The organism is Pseudomonas sp. AF32 (assembly GCF_022342325.2).
GTDB classification, from domain to species: Bacteria; Pseudomonadota; Gammaproteobacteria; order Pseudomonadales; family Pseudomonadaceae; genus Aquipseudomonas; species Aquipseudomonas uvaldensis.
Map to the genome: position 1 here is coordinate 20,998 of NZ_RQJK02000005.1, position 18,416 is coordinate 39,413.

Consider the following 18,416-nt stretch of genomic DNA (forward strand, 5'->3'; position numbering starts at 1 on the left):
GCTCCAGACAGCAATGGTCGGGAGTTTACCCCATCGTCCGTCTGCGTTGCAGACCCATTCCCCGGTGCTGTTCAAGCCCGGGAGGCGGATATGGATCAGCGCGACGTGGCAACTTGTTCGCGCAGGTAAGCCAGGATCAGGGGCTTGTCCTGGGGCTTCAACGGCTTGGGCAAGTGCTTGGGCCAGTGTTCGAACTGACCGAACAGCTGTTCCTGATGCTTGGGGTCCAGGCGCAGGATCTCCCGTGAGGCCGAGTCCCACCAATGGTGCCTGCAAACGTCATAGTAGGGATTTTCAGGCGCCGCGCTGCCATACAACAGATCTCGGCCTATCCGGCGCAGGCTTGCGCGTTGTTTGCGCAGTTTCCATTTGATCTTCAGGCGCCGCCAGGCAGACGGGAACGGTTTACTGCGGGGCACTTCAGCACAACGCTCCACCAGGCGAGAACTGAACGCTTCCCCGTATTGTGCGAAGAAATGCGCTTGCATGGCATGGAAGAAGCGTTTTTCGGCGAAGTAATGCAGCACTTGGCTGTTGGTTTCGCCAATGGGCTTGTCTCGTAAGGTGAAAGAAATGGCGATCTGTTCGATGGTATGGATATCGAAGCCATCTGCGGTCCACTCATCGATCCGTTCGACGGCCTCGGCAAGCAACGAAGCGTCGCTATCGGTCACGCCGCACAGTCCGCTGTTGTAGAGCTTGAAGCCGTTGCCCCGGCTCACGCCGTGGGCCAGCAGGTACTTGCCGAGCTTGAGGTAGTCCTTGCGCTCGCAAACGTAGTCCCAGTCATACTCGAAGCTGTCCATCAGGTAGTGCCCTGGCTGGATTTGCTTGAACAGGAGGTCGGGGTCGTCGAGGAACAACGTATCGGTGTCGACGAACAAGGTTTTTTCGGCGAGTGTCAGCCCTGCCGCAATGGCGCAGGCCTTGCGTCGATGCACGTAACCATGATCGCCTTGCCATTGCTGCAGCAATTGAGGGTTTAGCGCAATGGTTTCGACGGGCCAACCGAGATAGTCCTCGGGCCGATCCGTCAGAATCCTGATGGTTGGCAACGTCGAGGGGCGGGCGTGTTTCAGGGCTGTCAGGATGCTGAACTTGGCTTCGTGCCGGTACGCCTGTTTGTCGCCGTAGACCAGGTACAGCAATTGGCGAGGGACTTTTTCTACCGGTGTTCCTTGGAAATCAATGACCTGCATGCAGAACTTTTCTCGGGTAAAGACGTTTTGGCTGGCGCGTTGGAGACTTAGAAGGGCGCCGGGTACTCGAAGCGCAGGCGCTCGCCACTTTGTGGGTGGGTGAAGCTGAGCATGCTGGCATGCAGGCACAGGCGGGGCCAGGCGGCCAAGGCTTGCGGGTGGGCGTACAGACCGTCACCCAGCAGCGGATGGCCGATGGACAACATATGCACACGCAACTGGTGAGAGCGGCCGGTGATCGGGGTCAGTTCGACCCGGCACCACTCGCCGCAACGCTCCAGCACCCGCCAGAAAGTCAGGGCATGTTTGCCGTGCTCATGGTCCACCACATGACGGGGTTTGGTCGGTGGGTCGTAGCGCAAGGGCAAGTCGATGCTGCCGCTGTCCAGTGTCGGCTGGCCCCAGCACAACGCGGTATAGGCTTTTTCGGTTTCGCGATCATGAAATTGCCGGGACAGTTCGCGATGGGTGTCCGGGTCGCGGGCCAGCAGAATGATGCCGGACGTTTCCCAGTCCAGGCGATGGACGATTCGCGCCTCTGGATAGCCATTTTCCTGCAAGCGGGTAATCAGGCAGTCCTTGTTGTCATCGGCCCGACCGGGTACGGACAACAAGAGGGTCGGCTTGTCGACCACCAGGACGGCGGCGTCCTGATGAATGATGCGGATGTTGGACAGGGGCATTGAAAACAGTCTCGGTACAAACGCCAACGGCGGCTCGGATTCTGCTCTCTACCTTGTACAGGGAGGGCAGGACCCGAGCCGCCGTGGCTCCCGCAGGATCGATCAGCGATCCGGCAGGGTGATGTTGAGTTCCAGAATCGAGCAGCTGCCCTGGCTTTCCAGCGCGACATGCACGTCATCGTTGCCGATGTTGACGTACTTGCGGATCACTTCGACCAGTTCCTTCTGCAAGGAAGGCAGGTAGTCCGGGGTGCTGCGTTGGCCGCGTTCGTGCGCCACGATGATCTGTAGACGCTCTTTCGCGACCGAGGCGGTACTGGGCTTTTTGTTGGCACGAAAGAAGTCAAAAAGGTTCATTACCTACCTCCAAACAGGCGCTCGAAGAATCCCTTCTTCTCGACGTTGAGGAACCGGTGTTCCAGGTCTTTGCCCAGCAGGCGGTCCACGGTATCGCTGTAGGCCTGGCCAGCGTCGCTCTGGTCGTCGAGGATTACCGGGACGCCCTGGTTGGAAGCCTTGAGCACCGCCTGGGATTCCGGGATCACGCCCAGCAGCCGGACGGCGAGGATTTCCTTGACGTCTTCGACGCCGAGCATTTCGCCCTTCTCGACACGCTCCGGGTGGTAGCGAGTGATCAGCAGGTGTTCCTTGATCGGCTCTTCGCCTTTCTCGGCGCGGCGGGATTTGCTCGCCAGCAGGCCCAGCATGCGGTCGGAGTCACGTACCGAGGACACTTCCGGGTTGGTCACGACGATCGCTTCGTCAGCGAAGTACATGGCCAGGTGGGCACCTTTCTCGATACCGGCCGGGGAGTCGCAGACCACGAATTCGAACTGCTCCTTGAGCTCCATCAGGACCTTTTCCACGCCTTCCTGGGTCAGCGCGTCCTTGTCACGGGTCTGGCTGGCGGCCAGCACGTAGAGGTTTTCAAGGCGCTTGTCCTTGATCAGGGCCTGTTGCAGGTTCGCTTCACCGTTGACCACGTTGACGAAGTCATAGACCACGCGGCGCTCGCAACCCATGATCAGGTCCAGGTTACGCAGGCCGACGTCGAAGTCGACGATGACAGTTTTGTGGCCGCGCAGAGCGAGGCCGGTACCGATAGCGGCGCTGGTGGTGGTCTTACCCACACCACCCTTGCCGGATGTAACCACGAGAATCTTGGCCAAGGTGTTTCACCCCTAAGGAAAAAGGACGTTGTCGGTCCCTGAAAAACATCTCTAGAGAACGGCGGCAATTGGACAGGCTTGGCTGGAACAGGGCTCTGGGCGGGATTTACCTCCGGTAAACACTGCCTGGTCCTGTTTCCTACGTCGTTTCAGCCGTTTTCGCTACGTTTTAGAGATGCTTGGAAAATGCGGCAGTATCCGTTAAAGCCGAATGATGTTCAACACGTCGCCCGACAGGCTGACCTGGACACCGGCCCCCCACAGCGGGTCGCGGCGTAAATCTTCGGAAACCTTGTACTGCCCGGCGATGGAGAGCAGTTCAGCGCTCAACTGCTGGCAGAAAATCCTGGCTTTCGTGTCGCCCTTGACGCCGGCCAGCGCTCGGCCGCGCATCGGGCCGTATACATGGATGTTGCCATCGGCCAGAAGTTCCGCCCCCGGGCTCACCGAGGACACCACGACCAGATCGCCACCCTGGGCATAGATCTGCTGTCCGCCGCGCACCGGCGAGGTGATGACGCGGGTCGGCTTGACGGTAGGCTCCGGCGGTTTCTCCGGTTTTTTCACCGCTTCGGCAGGCGCTGGATCCAACAGCCGCTCCCGGGCGCCTGACGGTGGCAGGACGGGGATGTCGATGGCGATGGCGGCGGCGATGTCCTCGATGCGACTGGCACGAATCGCCAGGGTGCGCAGGCCATGCTGGCGGCAGACGCGCATCAGGCCGGGCAGGTCCACCGCGCCTTCGTTGGGCGGCAGCTTGTCCAGGGCCAGTACCAAGGGAGCATTGCTGAAAAAGTTCGGGGCTTGCGCGACTTTTGCCGTGAGCTGTCGGTCGAGGCCCTCCAGGTCGTTGCGGGCCAGCTCCAGCACCGTAATGGCGAGCATGCTGCCCTTCAGCTGGAACACGGGATCTTGGTCTAGCGGTTCGGTTTGGCTCATGGTCGGCGTACAACGGCTTGTCACTAAAAGTGCCGAGACTTATAACGAGATCGTCCGCCAGCCGCAAGCCGGGTCGAACGATGTAGAATGCGCGGCCCATGTCTTTATGGAAGCTGTAATGGATCGCCCGCGTTTTCAAACCGCTTTTTTTCATCCGCGTTTCTGGCTGCTCTGGTGCGGCCTGGGGCTGTTGTGGCTGATCGTTCAGTTGCCTTATCCGTGGCTGCTGCGGGTCGGTCGGCTACTGGGTGGATTGATGTATCGGGTGGCAGGCGACCGGCGGCGCATTGCCCGGCGCAACCTGGAGTTGTGCTTCCCGGAGAAGTCCGAGGCTGAACGCAAGCGTCTGCTGCGGGAGAACTTTGCCTCTACCGGTATCGCTTTTTTCGAAATGGCGATGAGCTGGTGGTGGTCGCGTTCGCGTCTGGCGAAGCTGGCTCACATCGAAGGCCTGGAGTATCTCAAGCAGGCCCAGCGCGACGGCCAGGGCGTGATCCTGATGGCCTTGCACTTCACAACACTGGAAATCGGCGCTGCATTGCTTGGCCAGCAGCACACCATCGACGGCATGTACCGCGAGCACAAGAACCCCTTGTTCGATTACATTCAACGGCGGGGCCGTGAGCGACACAACCTCGACTCGCTGGCGGTCGAGCGTGACGATGTCCGCGGCATGCTCAAGTTGCTGCGCGCCGGTCGGGCGATCTGGTACGCGCCGGACCAGGACTACGGCGCCAAGCAGAGCATTTTCGTTCCGCTGTTCGGCATCCAGGCGGCGACGGTCACGGCTACCAGCAAGTTCGCCCGGCTGGGCAAGGCGCAAGTGGTGCCGTTCATCCAGGAGCGCCTGGCCGATGGCAGCGGCTATCGTCTGGTGATCCAGGCACCGTTGGATGATTTTCCCGGCGAGACCGAGGAAGCCGATTGCATCCGCATCAACCAATGGGTGGAGCAGTCGGTGCGTGGCTGTCCCGCGCAGTACCTCTGGGCCCACAGGCGCTTCAAGAGTCGTCCACCGGGTGAACCAAAGCTGTACGACAAGCGCGGTTGAACCTGTAGTCCATATCCATGAGCACGGAGCGTTGCGATGACCCCAGCTGAACCGGTGACAGGATTGATTCTTTCCGGCGGCGGGGCTCGGGCGGCGTATCAGGTAGGTGTCTTGGCGGCCATTGCCGAATTGTTGCCGGACGGCGCGCAAAATCCATTCCCGGTGATTGTCGGCACCTCGGCCGGGGCGATCAACGCCGTCAGCCTGGCGAGCGGGGCGATGGATTTCAAGATGGCGATCGAACGCCTGACTGCGTTCTGGCAGGCGGTGCGCAGTCATCAGGTCATGCGCAGTGACTGGCGTGGCGTGATCGTCCAGGCAACGCGTTTCATCACCCACAGCCTGCTGGGCCTGGGCGCCAAGCTGCCAGTGGCGCTGATCGACAGTTCGCCGCTGCGTGAATTGCTTCAGGCCCAATTTCACGCGTCAGGAATCGAGCAAGCCATCGCCGAGCAGCAACTGCGCGCCGTGGCGGTGACGGCGTTCGGTTACGAGTCCGGCCATGCCATGACCTTCTATCAGGGCCGTGGCACCATCGAGGCCTGGCTGCGACACCGACGGGTGGGCGTACCGGCCTTGTTGTCGGTCGAGCACCTGCTGGCCAGTTCGGCCATCCCCTTGCTGTTTGCGCCGGTCAAGATTGGCCAGGAGTATTTTGGCGACGGCGCGGTGCGCCAATCGGCGCCCATCAGCCCGGCGTTGCACCTGGGGGCGAACCGGGTGCTGGTTATCGGCGTGAGCGGCAACCCCCGTGGCCCAGGCGCGCAGCCGCCGGTGGAACGCAGTTACACCGGCCAGCAACCGACGCTGGCGCAGATCGGCGGGCATATGCTCAACAGTACGTTCATCGACAGCCTGGAAAGCGACATCGAGTTGCTCCAGCGTCTGAACGGGTTTAGTCATCTGCTGCCTGATAACGTGTCGCCCCATGCTCTGGGTGCCGCACCGGTGGACGTGCTGGTGATTTCGCCCAGCCAGCCGATCGATGAAATCGCCGCCCGCCATCGCCAGGAGCTGCCCCGCGCATTGCGGGTCTTCCTGCGGGGGCCGGGCGCGACCAAGACCAGCGGCGCGGGGGTGTTGAGTTATCTGTTGTTCGAGGCGGGGTATTGCAGCGAGTTGATCGAGTTGGGCCGGCAGGATGCGCTGGCCCAGCGGGAGGAGTTGGTTCGGTTTTTGGGGTTGGCTGGTAGCTGATGCCAGCAGGCCCGCCGCTATTGCGAGCAGGCTCGCTCCCATAGGGATTCAGGGTGGGCATTGAATCTGAAGCAACACAAAGCCCATGTGGGAGCGAGCCTGCTCGCGATGACGGTGGCACATTCAACTGCTATGCAAGCTGACCCGCCGCTATCGCAAGCAAGCTCCCACATGGACTGTTGTGGATCCGTCAGAAATGGTACTTCAGCAAAAAGCTGGTAGTGCTCTGATTGGTCTTGAAGCTGTCGGTGTCTTCGATCGCGTATTTGTTCTTCCAGTAGTCGTACTCCACACCCACATAGAGTTGCTTGGCACCCAGTTTCAGCGCCTTGCCCAGGTCATATTTGACCTGCGGGACGATGTGCAGGTTGGCGTGGTAGGTGCCTCTGGCGTTGGTATCGTTATCCACCACCCAGTCGATGAAACCGTCGATCAGGATGTCGGAGGAACCCACCGGCAGGGTATAGGCCCAGACGGGTGTGATCTGCCAGACGTCGTCGCCGGGGCGGGAGCCTTCGGTCTGACGGTTGTAGAAATTCAACTGGAAGTAGTCGAAGCCGGGGATCGACAGGTCGAAGCCAGGGCCGATCAGGTAGGACTCGTTGTCACCTTCGCCAAACTCATAGGTCATGGCCAGCAGCACATCCTTGATCGGACCCGCCTCCAGCTTCTGATCGAAGATCTTGCCGAACGACAGGCGCGGGCTGAACTCGCCGTAGTACGTGTTCGGCCCGGAGTTGCTGTCCTTTTGGCCGTTGTAAAAGATCCGGTCGAGGAAGAAGAAATTGTCGCCGTATTTCCAGGCGTCGGCGTGTTCGAAGGTCACGGTCTGCTGGATGCGCGGGTTGATCTGGAAATCCTTGCCGTACAGGTAGGTCAGGCTGTTGTTCTGCCACTGCAGCAGATCGTCGGCCATGGCCTGGCCGCCGGCCAGCAAGGAACCTGCAAATATCAGGCTGGTGCACGTACGTTTCATTCGGTTTGCTCCCAAGGTCGGTGGTTTTTTTAAATCAGCGCTCTGGTGTGGCGCCTTTTGCCACGGATAAAACATCCGTTCGGTCAGCTTTCTGCTCGTGGCAGGGGCTGGCAGGATTGAGCCGAAGCCAGTCATGACTGTCGGCAGGATCAGGCGTTGGACGTTATTGGAATTGGCCGGATTCGAGCGGCCGCGCAGGATACGGGCTTGCACCGAAGGGCTCAAGTGCCTCCGGGCGGCGTGTCTGCGGCGAATCCGAAGCGTGAGGGCGGGGCTGGGTCATCGGTTGCATTCCTCTTGTTGTTATTGTCGAGGCGCAGGCGGTCGCTGACGGGCGACCGGCGATGTGCCGGTTGCCTGTCAGCGGTATAACGGGTGATTGCCAGTGCTTAGTTGGTCCGTGCGCCCTGGCTGATCCACGCACCGATCAGGTCGCGTTCCTGTTGGGTCATCTGGGTGATATTGCCCAGGGGCATGATCTGGGTGGTCACGGCCTGGGCCTGGATGCGGGCGGCCTGTTGCTGGATCTGCTGCGGCGTATCGAACATCACCCCGCCGGGCGCTGTGCTGAACAACGGGCTGGTGGGCTTGGCCGAGTGACAGACCGAGCAACGTTCCTGGATCACGCTATGGACTTTCTCGAACGACGGGCCCTGGGCGTTGGAGGCCTGGGTTGGAGCAGCAGGGGCGGTTGCTGCGGGTTCAGGCTTGGCACCTCCACCCACGGCGGTTTCCGGCAACGGTTGGTACTCGATGACGCCCGGTGCCTTGGCCACGTCCGGTGCAGTGGGCGGTGCCTTGGGGCCTGTGACGTAAGCCAGGCAAATCATCGCCAGGGCGCCAACCGGCAGGGTCCAGGCAAACCGGTTGCTGTCGTGGCGCGTATTGAAGTAGTGACGCACCAGCACCGCCGCCACCGCAATCCCGGCCAGGATCAACCAGTTGTATTGACTGCCGTAGGTGCTCGGGAAGTGGTTGCTGATCATGATGAACAGCACCGGCAGGGTGAAGTAGTTGTTGTGGCGCGAGCGCAGCAGACCTTTGGCCGGCAATGCCGGGTCCGGGGTGCGGTTCTCGGCGATGGCGGCCACCAGGGCGCGCTGCGCCGGCATGATGATGCGAAACACGTTGCCGACCATGATCGTCCCGATGACCGCCCCGACATGCAGGTAGGCTCCGCGACCGCTGAACACCTTGCTGAACCCGAAGGCGGCAGCAATCAACAGCACGAACAGGATCAGGCCGAGCAGGGCAGGGTATTTGCCCAGCACCGAGTCGCAGAGGAAGGAATAGACGAACCAGCCGACAAGCAACGAGCCGAGTCCCAGGGCGACCCCCTCGGCGCCGCTCAGGCCGCTGCCGGGGGCCAGCAGGTAGACGGTCGGGTTCCAGTAGAACACCAGGCACAGCAGCACGATGCCCGACATCCACGTGAAGTAGGCTTCCCACTTGAACCAGTGCAGGTTCTCCGGCATGGACGGTGGCGCAAGCTTGTATTTTTCCAGGTGGTAGATACCGCCACCGTGGATGGCCCACAAGTCGCCGGCCAGGCCGCTCCTGGGGTTGACGCGATTGAGGTTGTTTTCCAGCCAGACGAAGTAGAACGACGCGCCGATCCAGGCCACGCCAGTGATCATGTGAACCCAGCGCACGCTCAGGTTCAGCCATTCCAGCATATGTGCTTCCACAGTGTTTACCTCTCGCCCGTCACGCTTGTTCTCGCGTGATCGGACCTTCTCTTATTGGTGGGGATCGAGGATCAAACACTCATCCTCTATGAAGAAATGCTCATCGCAGTTATTGCCTGTGCCACTGCGATCAACCACCAGGAAGTCATCCCGCTTTTCGATCGTCAGCACCGGGTGGTGCCAGACGCCGCGATGGTAATTGATGCCCTGCCTGCCGTTGGTGACGAAGGCGCGGACCAAGCCTGATACAGGTGCATCGCCAAGTGGCGCGACCACGATCAGAAAGGGGTTGCCGAGCAGCGGAATGAAAGCCTGGCTGCCCAGCGGATGGCGCTCCAGCATGCGTACGGTCAGCGGCATTTCCAGCGCATCGGCGCGGAAGATGCTGATGATCGCCTTGTCGTCCGGCGTCGCGGTCTCAACCGTCGCCAGGCGATGGAAGCGCATGGTCGAACCGTTGTTGATCATGAAGTGATCGCTGCCGTCGGTTTCGATCACGTCACCGAACGGGGCGAAGGCTTCTTTGGTCAAGGGTTCGATCTTGAGTGTGCGCATGCTGGTCTTCTTAATCCAAATTCTGTGTTGTTGGTTCGATTGCTATCGCGAGCAGGCTCGCTCCCACAGTGGAACGCGGTCAAATGTGGGAGCGAGCCTGCTCGCGATTTGGGTTCACCCTTACTTCGCGACCTTGCCCAGGACCCGCAGGCGACTCACGCCACCATCCGGGAACACATTCAAACGGATGTGGGTGATCGGGCCCAGGGCCTTGATCTGCTCGGCGAAGGTGTGTTCGGCGTGCATTTCCAGCTTCTGGCTGGGCAGCAGCTCACGCCAGAACAGCGATTGGGTTTCGATCTGGCTGTCGGTACCGCCTTTCACGAACGCGCCCTGGATCGAGCAGCTGTCCGGATAGTTGCCCTTGAAGTGCAGGGTGTCGACGATGACTTTCTCGACGATGCCGGCATGGCCCAGGGCGACGATGACCCAGTCGTTGCCGGGGGTGCGGCGGCGGGCGGTCTCCCAGCCATCGCCCATGTTCACGCCACGGCCCGGGTTGAGAATGTTGCTCATGCGGCCGAAATGCTCGTCGGAACACGCCAGGGCACGCCCGCCGTTGAGGGCGGCGGCCAGGTCGACCTGCTCGTTATCGCCCACGGCCGACCAGTCGCGGTAGGGAATGCCATACACACGCAGACGCGCAACGCCGCCGTCGGGATAGATGTTGAAACGCAGATGGCTGAAAGCCTGGTCGTTGGCGATTTCATGGTAGTGGTGGCTGTCGCCTTGCAACTCCACGGCTGCAAGCACTTCGGTCCACTGGGTGTTCTCGTCCGGCTCGCCTTCCGCCAGGAAGCAGGCTTCCAGGGAGGCAGACGGTGGGTAGTTGCCGGTGAAGAACGAGGTGTCGATGTCCACGCCCTTGATCGAGCCCGGCACGCCCAGGCGGATCACGGCGCTGTCGTAGCCTTCGAAGCGCTTGCGACGCGATTCCCAGCCATCCATCCACTTGCCGTTGTCGTCGAATACGCCCTCTTTCCAGACGGCGGGGGTGGGCTGGAACAGACGGTTGGCGTCGGCGAACCAGTCATCGGTGACCGAGATGATTTTGGTGCCCAGGCGGGCGTCGGCCAGGTTGACGAATTTCTCGAAAGGTACGGCGTAAGCTTTCATTCTTCTTGTCTGCCTTTTGATAAGTTGGCTGGGGATGCTTGCCTGGCCCTGGATCAACAGGGCGGCTCGCTATAGGGTCAGTAGTCGGAACAACGCGATCTTGTTGATCTCCGCCAGCGCGCACTGGAACTCGGTGTCCACCGGGTTGTGGATGCGCGTTTCGAACGCCGCGAGGATCTGATGCCGGTTGCTGCCTTTTACCGCCATGATGAAGGGAAACCTGAACTTGGCTTTGTAGGCGTCGTTCAGCTCGGTGAAGCGCTGGAACTCTTCGGGCGTGCACTGGTGAATACCGGCGCCTGCCTGTTCGTTCGTGCTGGCTTCGGTCAGTTGGCCCTGGACAGCGGCTTTGCCGGCCAGGTCCGGGTGAGCGTTGATCAGGGCCAGTTGGCTGGCATGATCGGCGCTCAGCAGGATATCGCTCATACGCTGGTGCAGGGTTTCGATCTCGTCGATCGATGGGTCCTGACCCAGGTCGAAAGCTTTTTCGGCCACCCATGGCGAGTGCTCGTAGATGTCGGCGAAGGCCTGGATGAAGGCTTCACGGCTCAACGTGGAAGGCTTGAGGGTCTGGAACGCAGTCATTTCGTCCCCTCCGTCCTGGAAGCGCCAGGATGCGGATGGACCTGCTGCCAGTGGCGGGCAATGTCCACGCGACGGCTGAACCACACCTGCTCATGACCCTTTACATACTCAAGGAAACGCTTGAGGGAGGCGAGGCGGGCCGGGCGGCCAATCAGGCGGCAATGCAGTCCGATGGAAAGCATCTTCGGGGCTTCGGCGCCTTCGGCATACAGGATGTCGAAGGCGTCCTTGAGGTATTGGAAGAAGTCGTCCCCTTTGTTGAAGCCCTGCACCTGGGTGAAGCGCATGTCGTTGGTGTCCAGCGTATAGGGGATCACCAGGTGCGGCTTGCCGGTGGGTGTGTTGGGTTCCCAGTAGGGCAGGTCGTCATCGTAGGTGTCGCTGTCATAGAGAAAACCGCCTTCTTCCATGACCAGCCGGCGGGTGTTGGGGCCGGTGCGACCGGTGTACCAGCCCAGCGGGCGTTCGCCGGTGATTTCGGTGAGGATGCGGATCGCTTCGAGCATGTGCTCGCGTTCCTGGGCTTCATCCATGTACTGGTAATCGATCCAGCGGTAACCATGGCTGCAGATTTCATGACCGGCGGCGACCATGGCGCGGATCACGTCCGGATGGCGCTGGGCGGCCATGGCCACGGCGAAGATGGTCAGCGGAATGTCGAACTCCTTGAACAGCTTGAGGATCCGCCAGACCCCGGCACGGCTGCCATACTCATACAGCGATTCCATGCTCATGTTGCGTTCGCCCTGCAGCGGTTGCGCCGCGACCATCTCCGAGAGAAAGGCTTCGGACTCCTTGTCACCGTGCAGGATATTCCGCTCGCCACCTTCTTCGTAGTTGAGCACGAAGGACAGGGCAATGCGGGCGTTGCCCGGCCAGTGGGGATGGGGAGGGTTATTGCCGTAACCGATCAGGTCGCGTGGGTAGTCAGCGCTCACTGCAGTCTTCCTTCTTGTTCGAACCATGTAGGTGACGCCTGATGATGAGGTTCGGGCTGGCGTCACGACGATGGGGTGATTGTATACAACTTTATGCGCGCTTTGTAAGCCTGATTTTTTGCCTTTTTCACCCAGGCACCGGGTTCATCTGCACTGCAAGAAATCTGCCCGTTTGGTCAGTTAGCCGGAGGAAAGTCATTGTATCCATTGGTTTGACCGCGGATTGGGATGCAGGGACGGGGGAAAGCGGTGCAGGGCAGATATCGGTTTTTTATTGTGTACAATTTTCTCTGGAAGTGTCTTAATTCAACCATCGCCGTCCCGTCTCATGCTCCGAAACGGTGCGGCTTGTCTTTTTAATCGATCAGGAGGCGCGCGCAATCAATGGGACGTTTGACCACTCACGTTTTGGATGCCGCACACGGTTGCCCGGGTAGCTCGATCAAGGTCGAGTTGTATCGCGTGGAAGGTTCGCAATTGCAATGGGTCGCCAGCGCGCTGACCAATGACGATGGCCGTTGCGATGCGCCGTTGTTGCAAGGCGAGGATTACCGATCCGGTGTCTATCAGATCCAGTTTCATGCCGGGGATTACTACCGCGCCCGTGGCGTCCAGCTGTCCGAGCCGGCGTTCCTGGATGTGGTGGTGCTGCGCTTCGGTATCTCGGCCGAGCAGGACCATTACCACGTGCCCTTGCTGATTTCGCCCTACGCTTATTCAACCTATCGAGGCAGCTGATCCCCCAAGCAGCTGCCTTGCCCTGGAAGCGACTGCGCATAGAGCTTCTTTGGTTTTTGCCCGCTCACACTGCGGGCTTTTTTTTGAGCGGTGTAATTACAGCCTGGCGTTGTCATCCCGGATGATGAACACAGTGTCCGCAATGCCTGGATGGATTTCCGAACCGCCCTTGAGCCAGACGATCTTGTTGGCAGCGTGGGCGTCCCTGACCACTTTCGCAGCGGCTTCACCCAACTGGTTTTCCAGGAGGATGCCGGCGGTATTGGGATCCGTATAGGACGGCAGGGAGATCTTCGGGATTCTGGTGCGGTGCAAGCTCATGAAAAATACATAGTCATGCCCCGCTCGTTGGAATACCAAGGCCGGAAAACTACTGAAAGAACTGGGTTCCATGACGGTATAACCGTTGCGGGCCAGGAGTCCGGCCATAAAGCGCTTGAAGTCCACCGGTGAATAGGTCGTGAGGAAATAAAGCCAGTGGCGCTGGAACCGCAGGGGATCGAAGTCCAGCCGATCCAGCGTTCCGGTGGCGGAGGGAGCGGGCAGGGCTATCGCGCGGGCAGTGCCTCTGGACGACGAAGAGGTGGGAAGAATCGGAAGCATCAGTAACGGATCGGTCCATTGCGGATGCGGTGATGGGGTTGCGTTGTTCCGACTGTCGATCATCTGCTGGAGCGCGTTCAAACCTGCCGCGTCGGCGAAGGGCGAGGCATTGGCAAGTTCGAATTGCCTTCTTGCAATATTTTCCAGGGTGACGGTGGTGACCTCTGGAAAATCCTCCCTGACGTAAGTCGTCAGCGGCTTTTCGAAAGGGAGCCTGGTGTCGATTTCCCAGTGATTGTCCGGCGGAACGCGGGTCACGCTTCTGGGTTGCTCGTCGGGCGTGTGCCTGAGGATGGCCTCCAGCAAGTCAAAATCATAGGCGGGATGCATGGGCGATTGAATGTACGCGCCAGGGTACTGGCGTGCATCAATGCGGGTCAGCACTTTGTAGTGGACATTGCCTAGAGTGATGTACTCCCGCACCGTGAACCGTGGGTCGATTCCCCATTGCTTCGTGAATGCCGAGGTACTTTGTGTCGCTGCTTCGTTTTGTGAAGTGGTCGCACGCGCACGCTTGGGCGCGACCGCTTCCGCAGACTCATCATCCGACAGCCTGTGGAGCATGACGGGGTTGAGGTCACTGCCGTGCGTCACGTCGCGTTGCGGAATCAGGCGCCAGAGGAGGCTGCCTTGCACCTGCTCCAGGCGCGGTCCGGAGGCGACGAGTTCGGTGCTTAATCGGGCTCTGAAATTCTGTTCGGCGTCGCGTCCCAGGAGCACCGTTCCGCCCTCTGCAAGCTCGACATAAGTACGGGTCCTGAATGTCCGGATGCCGGAGGTTGGGTCTGGATCCGATAACATGGGGACCAGTTCGGGTGAGAGGTAATAGCGGTCCAGCGGTATCGAGAGCGTGGTATCGCCGAGGGCTGTTTGTGATGCGATTTCGGCGATGTGGATGGTTGGAGGCGGCAATTCGGGGGACTCCGGCGGTCGCCCGGTCGGTGAGAGGAGGGGCGGTTCTGTTCCTTCTCCCCTCATGGGAATCCTGACCATGGCTTCCTGGGTTGTATCGCGGCTGGGGTGGGGGCTTTCAGGGGACGAGGTCGGGATATTGGGACGGGTATTTCGTCTTGGACTCATTGAAAATGTCTGCTCTTGAATTTGGAAAGATGATTGATTCACGTAGCCGTGAGGCCTGTCGGCTGACAGGCCAAGGGCTTGAAGATGGTCCGGGAAAACGAACAGGCGGGTGCACTACATATGTATAGGGCGCCTGAAAGAAGCTTCGGGAGTGCTGGGACGGCTAGGTATGTTGGCGCGACGCGCCACCCAGTGAGAGAGGCCAACTCAATCGGGAGAGTCTGATGCCAAGGAGCGCACTCAGTACCAATCTGCGAGCGAACACCGCCGAATGTCCCAGCGTGAAGCTCTCCATCAATTCCACGCATTTCGCCCGCAATGAACGCAGTGCGTCATCATCCATCGGAGGCGTTCGATCGAGGCCTTCCCGGACCAGGTCCCGATAGACCTTGAGATGGTGGTCGCACAGGTTTGTCTTCCTCAGGTTCGCCACTTCAATGACGCGGGGCTCACCGGTATCGAATATCCACTTGCGGGTTTCAAGGTCGTAGCTCAACGTGCCGGCAGACCCATCCTTGACCGCCATGTGATAAACCTTGAGTCGTCTGGATGTCAGGCTCGACAGTTCACCGGTCAATGCTGCGCCAGGATCGGTAAGAGGGGACAAATACCGACCATCGAGCGCTTCCACATAAACCCGGCCGAACAGGCTTTCGACCGCATGAACGACGCCCTGCGCGGTGATGACTCTTATTTGGTCGACAAGATCATGCTCTTCAGGAATGGCAAGATGAATGACCGTTGTGCCAATCCGCAGCAGGTTGCCGGACAGTTCTATCTCCACTTGACCGAGGCCAGTGGCGTCGAGCTCCCAGGTGGAGGCCTGGGCCAACCGTGGTTTTGCGCCGGCCAGCGCACCTGGCGTGGACAGGCGTAGCGTCATGTTCGGGCTCAGGTGGACGAGGTACGTGGAGCCTTCGCCAATCAGGACTTCGATGCCCGTCTGTAGCGCGGGGGTGGTGAGCATGGCGCAGGTTGCCCGATTGCGCAGGTGATAGGGCTGTTTGTCCAGGGGGGGCAGCCAGGTGTATTGCTTTTTGGTTGGGGCCAGGGCTGACAGTGACGCTTCTGTTTTCCACGCCATCGGCGCTTTATCCGTGAAAGGCTTATCCAGCAGCAGGCTATAGTCGGGTGAGGGTTGGACCAGGCGATAGGACGCGCCATCTTTCATGACAAGAATAAACGTGTGATGTGAACTCAAGGCGGAAAACGCCCGTCGGTTCACCTCCACCTTCCGTGCGCTGTAACGTTCATCGGAACTCGCCAGGTTCTTCAGGACGACCTGCCTGTTTCCAAAGTGAAGCGTCAGGCCACATTCGCCATATCTGACGATGTCCCCTTCATCGTTTTGTGTGATATGCGCGCTGTAGTGGGCTTCGACGCGTGTCAGCTCCGCGTGCATATAGTCCAGATGGAGCGTTGTGGAAAACCGGCTTTTTTGTTTGACCTTGAGCGTCGTGAGCTCAATGAAACGTGAAACGAAAAAGCTCGAATCCTTGTCGTGGGCGATCTGTTGCTCCCCATCAGCGTTCAAAATGGCCGGGTTTCCGGGGGTGCCTGGCTGCACCATGACAGTTTCAATGTCGAGCGGGCCACCATGCTCGATCATCTCGGGCAAGTCCGGGACCAGATGGTAGCCATCCTTGGTCATGAACATCAGCCGATCGTTTTGCAGGCCCCTTGGATACTCAGTGTCTTCATAGACGTTCCTGATGATGACGGTGCGAAATTGCCAATCATTGGCGTCGAAGCATGACCGGATCACCAGGTTGCCTGATTCGATTCTCCAGCTTTCAATCAGGTCGGCCCTCCAGTCCAGCGCAATGGTGCTGTGGCCCGCGCCGTCTTCGGTGATGAAGACACAGCCCGGCTTATGAGCGATGGCATAGGCATCGTCACCAGGACCGCCGTCGGCATCACGGTTATTTCCACCGAGAATGAATATCCGGTCATCGCCCGCACCGGCCTCGATGGAATCATTGCCACGGGATTTGATGATGTTTACGTCAGCGGTACCCCTGATGACATTCGCGCCGCCTTCAGGGATCTCTACATTTTCGATGCTTTCAAGCTCAGCGTGGCGAGCGTGACCGCTCTCGGTGTCAGGACTGGTGGGAGTGATGAACGACACGTGCCCGGCGTCCAGGTCGACCTCGTAGCCCGATCGCGGTTTCTCACGGTCGCTGGCACGGCCCGATAAAACGAGAGTGTCATTGCCCAAGCCGCCGACAAGGCGGCTGTGGGTTTCATGGAGGGTTTCGGTGGCCCCCTCGAAGATGAAGACGTCATCCCTGGTGCCGCCGGTGAGTTGTTTTACGCCTGCTCCGTAATGGAAGACATTGGGTTTGTCTTCGGCACCGAGCACCGTGTCGTCGCCACCGCCGATATACCAGTGGATACCCTTGTGTTCAGCTGACGATACAACCACAGCACCCGGCGTTTCGGCCGTCACACCGCGGCGTGCATCGATCCGGTCGTCGTTGTCCTTGATCCTGGGACGTACCGTCGTCGCCTGGTATCCCTCGCCCGTCCACCAATTCCAGGTGTTGTAGGTCACCGGTTCGAGTTCCACGGTGAATTTGCCGTTTACGATGGCCTCCGTGCTGTCCTTCAGCGGACCCTTGAGCAAGTTCAGGGCGCTGGCCTGGAGCAGCTTCGAATGCCCGGCGGTGGCCTTGGCGATGGTGTAGCGATCCTGGATATCCCGATCAGGACTGATCGTCCAGAAGGCAAACCAGCCCGTGCGCAGGCGCTCCTGTACGGTGAGGTCTATATAGTCGTCGATTTCATCGACTTGACGAATCGCCCCCCAGACTTGCGACCCAACTACCAGGATGAGCCCCGCGGCAAGACCCATGGGACCGGCTGAGCCGAACCCCGCCAGTGCCGCCAGACCGATGGTGACAGTCATGGCGGCGCTGGTGACGCTCAACGCGGCGCTGACATAATGATCGATCGCCTCTTTCCCGGTAGCGTTGGCGGCGGCCTTGAAAGCGTCGACAGCGGCGACGATGTCGAAAGGCAGTGTCAGGACGCTGGCAATCAAGCCGCTTCCACGGGCCAGTTTCGTGGCGAAGGTCGTTTTAGTGAAATCACCGAGGGAACGCTGACCGGCCTTGATCATCTGGGTGGCTTGTCGGGTCACGGCGGCTTCGACACCGATCGACGCCACTTCGGCGGCCACGCTGCTGCCATTGAAAACGGTCTGGTAGGCATCCTTGTTGCGAATGGCATCTTGCAGGCCCCGCAGGCCGCTGTAGATACCGAAGGCCTGGAGCCCCAAACCCGTGGGAATGAGGACATTGCTCCTGGTTTTGCTCATCCAACGCAGTGGCTGCTGCGTAAATGCCTGGAAATCCAGCTTCTGGGCGGCTTTCAAGAGCTTTTCCAGCGGGGAACGATAGCTGGAGGGCGCCGTCACTGTTTCAGCATTCTCCCTCAACAATGGGAGCGCGGCGCGTAGGCGCTGACTCGCTATTTCGAACAGCAACGTCGGCAGCCGATAGTCGTCTGTGTCGGTGGTCAGTCTCAGGCGGGTTTCGATAGCAGGCGCGCTGAATTGCAAAGCGTCCACGAAGAAACGATTGGCAATGCGGAAAAACGTATTGTCCCCGTTCAGAGGCTGCCCATCAGCCGTTGCTCCCAGTGCATCGAGGGCTGAGCGGGTCACCGTTACGGAACCGATGTGCAGCGGGCCATAAAGTCGATCGACGACTTCAAGTTGGGCCCGCCTGTGCAGGTGTTCCGACGAAAGCGTTACGTTATCCACAGCGTTGAAGTGGAGTGTCTCGACGGTGTGTTCGTTTGCGTGTAAGCCCATGTCCGAAATGACGACGGTAGGCTTGTCGGGAAGGGAGCTGGGCTGGAGAGCCTTGGCCATGGTGAACGTCCTTGTTCAA

16 protein-coding genes are annotated in these 18,416 nt (G+C 59.9%); 3 read left to right on the forward strand and 13 right to left on the reverse strand.

The genetic code is table 11. The features are described from left to right. Positions 1–95: 95 nt before the first annotated feature. From EGM97_RS06200 to minC, 5 genes are all read right to left on the reverse strand, one after another. Positions 96–1,199, reverse strand: a complete 1,104-nt coding sequence (locus tag EGM97_RS06200) for a hypothetical protein (RefSeq protein WP_238965507.1) — start codon at positions 1,197–1,199, stop codon at positions 96–98. Between the two features lie 47 nt (positions 1,200–1,246). Then, the gene (locus EGM97_RS06205; RefSeq protein WP_238965506.1) at positions 1,247–1,882 is read right to left on the reverse strand and encodes an RluA family pseudouridine synthase; all 636 of its coding nucleotides are present in this window, start codon (positions 1,880–1,882) and stop codon (positions 1,247–1,249) included. Between the two features lie 102 nt (positions 1,883–1,984). Further along, positions 1,985–2,239, reverse strand: a complete 255-nt coding sequence (minE, locus tag EGM97_RS06210) for a cell division topological specificity factor MinE (protein ID WP_007960071.1) — start codon at positions 2,237–2,239, stop codon at positions 1,985–1,987. Continuing rightward, a complete protein-coding gene (minD, locus tag EGM97_RS06215) occupies positions 2,239–3,051 on the reverse strand; it encodes a septum site-determining protein MinD (protein WP_024779631.1) in 813 nt (270 codons plus the stop codon). Before minD ends, minE begins: the two co-directional genes overlap by 1 nt. Positions 3,052–3,252: 201 nt before the next feature. Continuing rightward, complete coding sequence (gene minC / locus EGM97_RS06220; protein WP_238965505.1) at positions 3,253–3,990, reverse strand: septum site-determining protein MinC; 738 nt, start codon at positions 3,988–3,990, stop codon at positions 3,253–3,255. A gap of 118 nt (positions 3,991–4,108) precedes the next feature. Between minC and EGM97_RS06225 the strand changes: the two genes are divergently transcribed. Further along, entirely contained in the window at positions 4,109–5,041 is a 933-nt protein-coding gene (locus tag EGM97_RS06225; RefSeq protein ID WP_238965504.1) for a lipid A biosynthesis lauroyl acyltransferase, read from the forward strand. Positions 5,042–5,077: 36 nt separating this feature from the next. Next, positions 5,078–6,238 (forward strand): patatin-like phospholipase family protein, encoded by a 1,161-nt coding sequence (locus tag EGM97_RS06230; RefSeq protein WP_238965503.1) that lies wholly within the window; start codon positions 5,078–5,080, stop codon positions 6,236–6,238. 190 nt (positions 6,239–6,428) lie between these two features. Here EGM97_RS06230 and EGM97_RS06235 read toward each other — a convergent pair whose 3' ends face one another. The 6 genes from EGM97_RS06235 to puuE form a co-directional block, all read right to left on the reverse strand. Further along, entirely contained in the window at positions 6,429–7,214 is a 786-nt protein-coding gene (locus EGM97_RS06235) for an outer membrane protein OmpK (RefSeq protein ID WP_238965502.1), read from the reverse strand. Positions 7,215–7,603: 389 nt separating this feature from the next. After that, complete coding sequence (locus EGM97_RS06240; RefSeq protein ID WP_238965501.1) at positions 7,604–8,902, reverse strand: urate hydroxylase PuuD; 1,299 nt, start codon at positions 8,900–8,902, stop codon at positions 7,604–7,606. Positions 8,903–8,953: 51 nt separating this feature from the next. After that, positions 8,954–9,457 (reverse strand): ureidoglycolate lyase, encoded by a 504-nt coding sequence (locus EGM97_RS06245; protein ID WP_238965500.1) that lies wholly within the window; start codon positions 9,455–9,457, stop codon positions 8,954–8,956. 120 nt (positions 9,458–9,577) lie between these two features. Beyond that, complete coding sequence (alc, locus tag EGM97_RS06250) at positions 9,578–10,573, reverse strand: allantoicase (protein WP_238965499.1); 996 nt, start codon at positions 10,571–10,573, stop codon at positions 9,578–9,580. Positions 10,574–10,642: 69 nt separating this feature from the next. After that, complete coding sequence (gene uraD / locus EGM97_RS06255) at positions 10,643–11,158, reverse strand: 2-oxo-4-hydroxy-4-carboxy-5-ureidoimidazoline decarboxylase (RefSeq protein ID WP_238965498.1); 516 nt, start codon at positions 11,156–11,158, stop codon at positions 10,643–10,645. After that, on the reverse strand, positions 11,155–12,096 hold the full coding sequence (gene puuE, locus EGM97_RS06260) for an allantoinase PuuE (protein WP_238965497.1): 942 nt from the start codon (positions 12,094–12,096) through the stop codon (positions 11,155–11,157). Before puuE ends, uraD begins: the two co-directional genes overlap by 4 nt. 384 nt (positions 12,097–12,480) lie before the next feature. Here puuE and uraH point away from each other — a divergent pair, with 384 nt between their 5' ends. Further along, positions 12,481–12,834 carry a hydroxyisourate hydrolase gene (uraH, locus tag EGM97_RS06265; RefSeq protein ID WP_238965496.1) on the forward strand — a complete coding sequence of 118 codons (354 nt, stop codon included), beginning with the start codon at positions 12,481–12,483 and terminating at the stop codon, positions 12,832–12,834. A 96-nt stretch (positions 12,835–12,930) separates the two neighbouring features. On the opposite strand, the gene EGM97_RS06270 is transcribed toward uraH, so the two are convergent. Both EGM97_RS06270 and EGM97_RS06275 read right to left on the reverse strand, forming a co-directional pair. Continuing rightward, complete coding sequence (locus EGM97_RS06270; RefSeq protein ID WP_238965495.1) at positions 12,931–14,349, reverse strand: hypothetical protein; 1,419 nt, start codon at positions 14,347–14,349, stop codon at positions 12,931–12,933. A gap of 331 nt (positions 14,350–14,680) precedes the next feature. Then, on the reverse strand, positions 14,681–18,397 hold the full coding sequence (locus tag EGM97_RS06275) for a calcium-binding protein (RefSeq protein ID WP_238965494.1): 3,717 nt from the start codon (positions 18,395–18,397) through the stop codon (positions 14,681–14,683). Positions 18,398–18,416 lie beyond the last annotated feature (19 nt).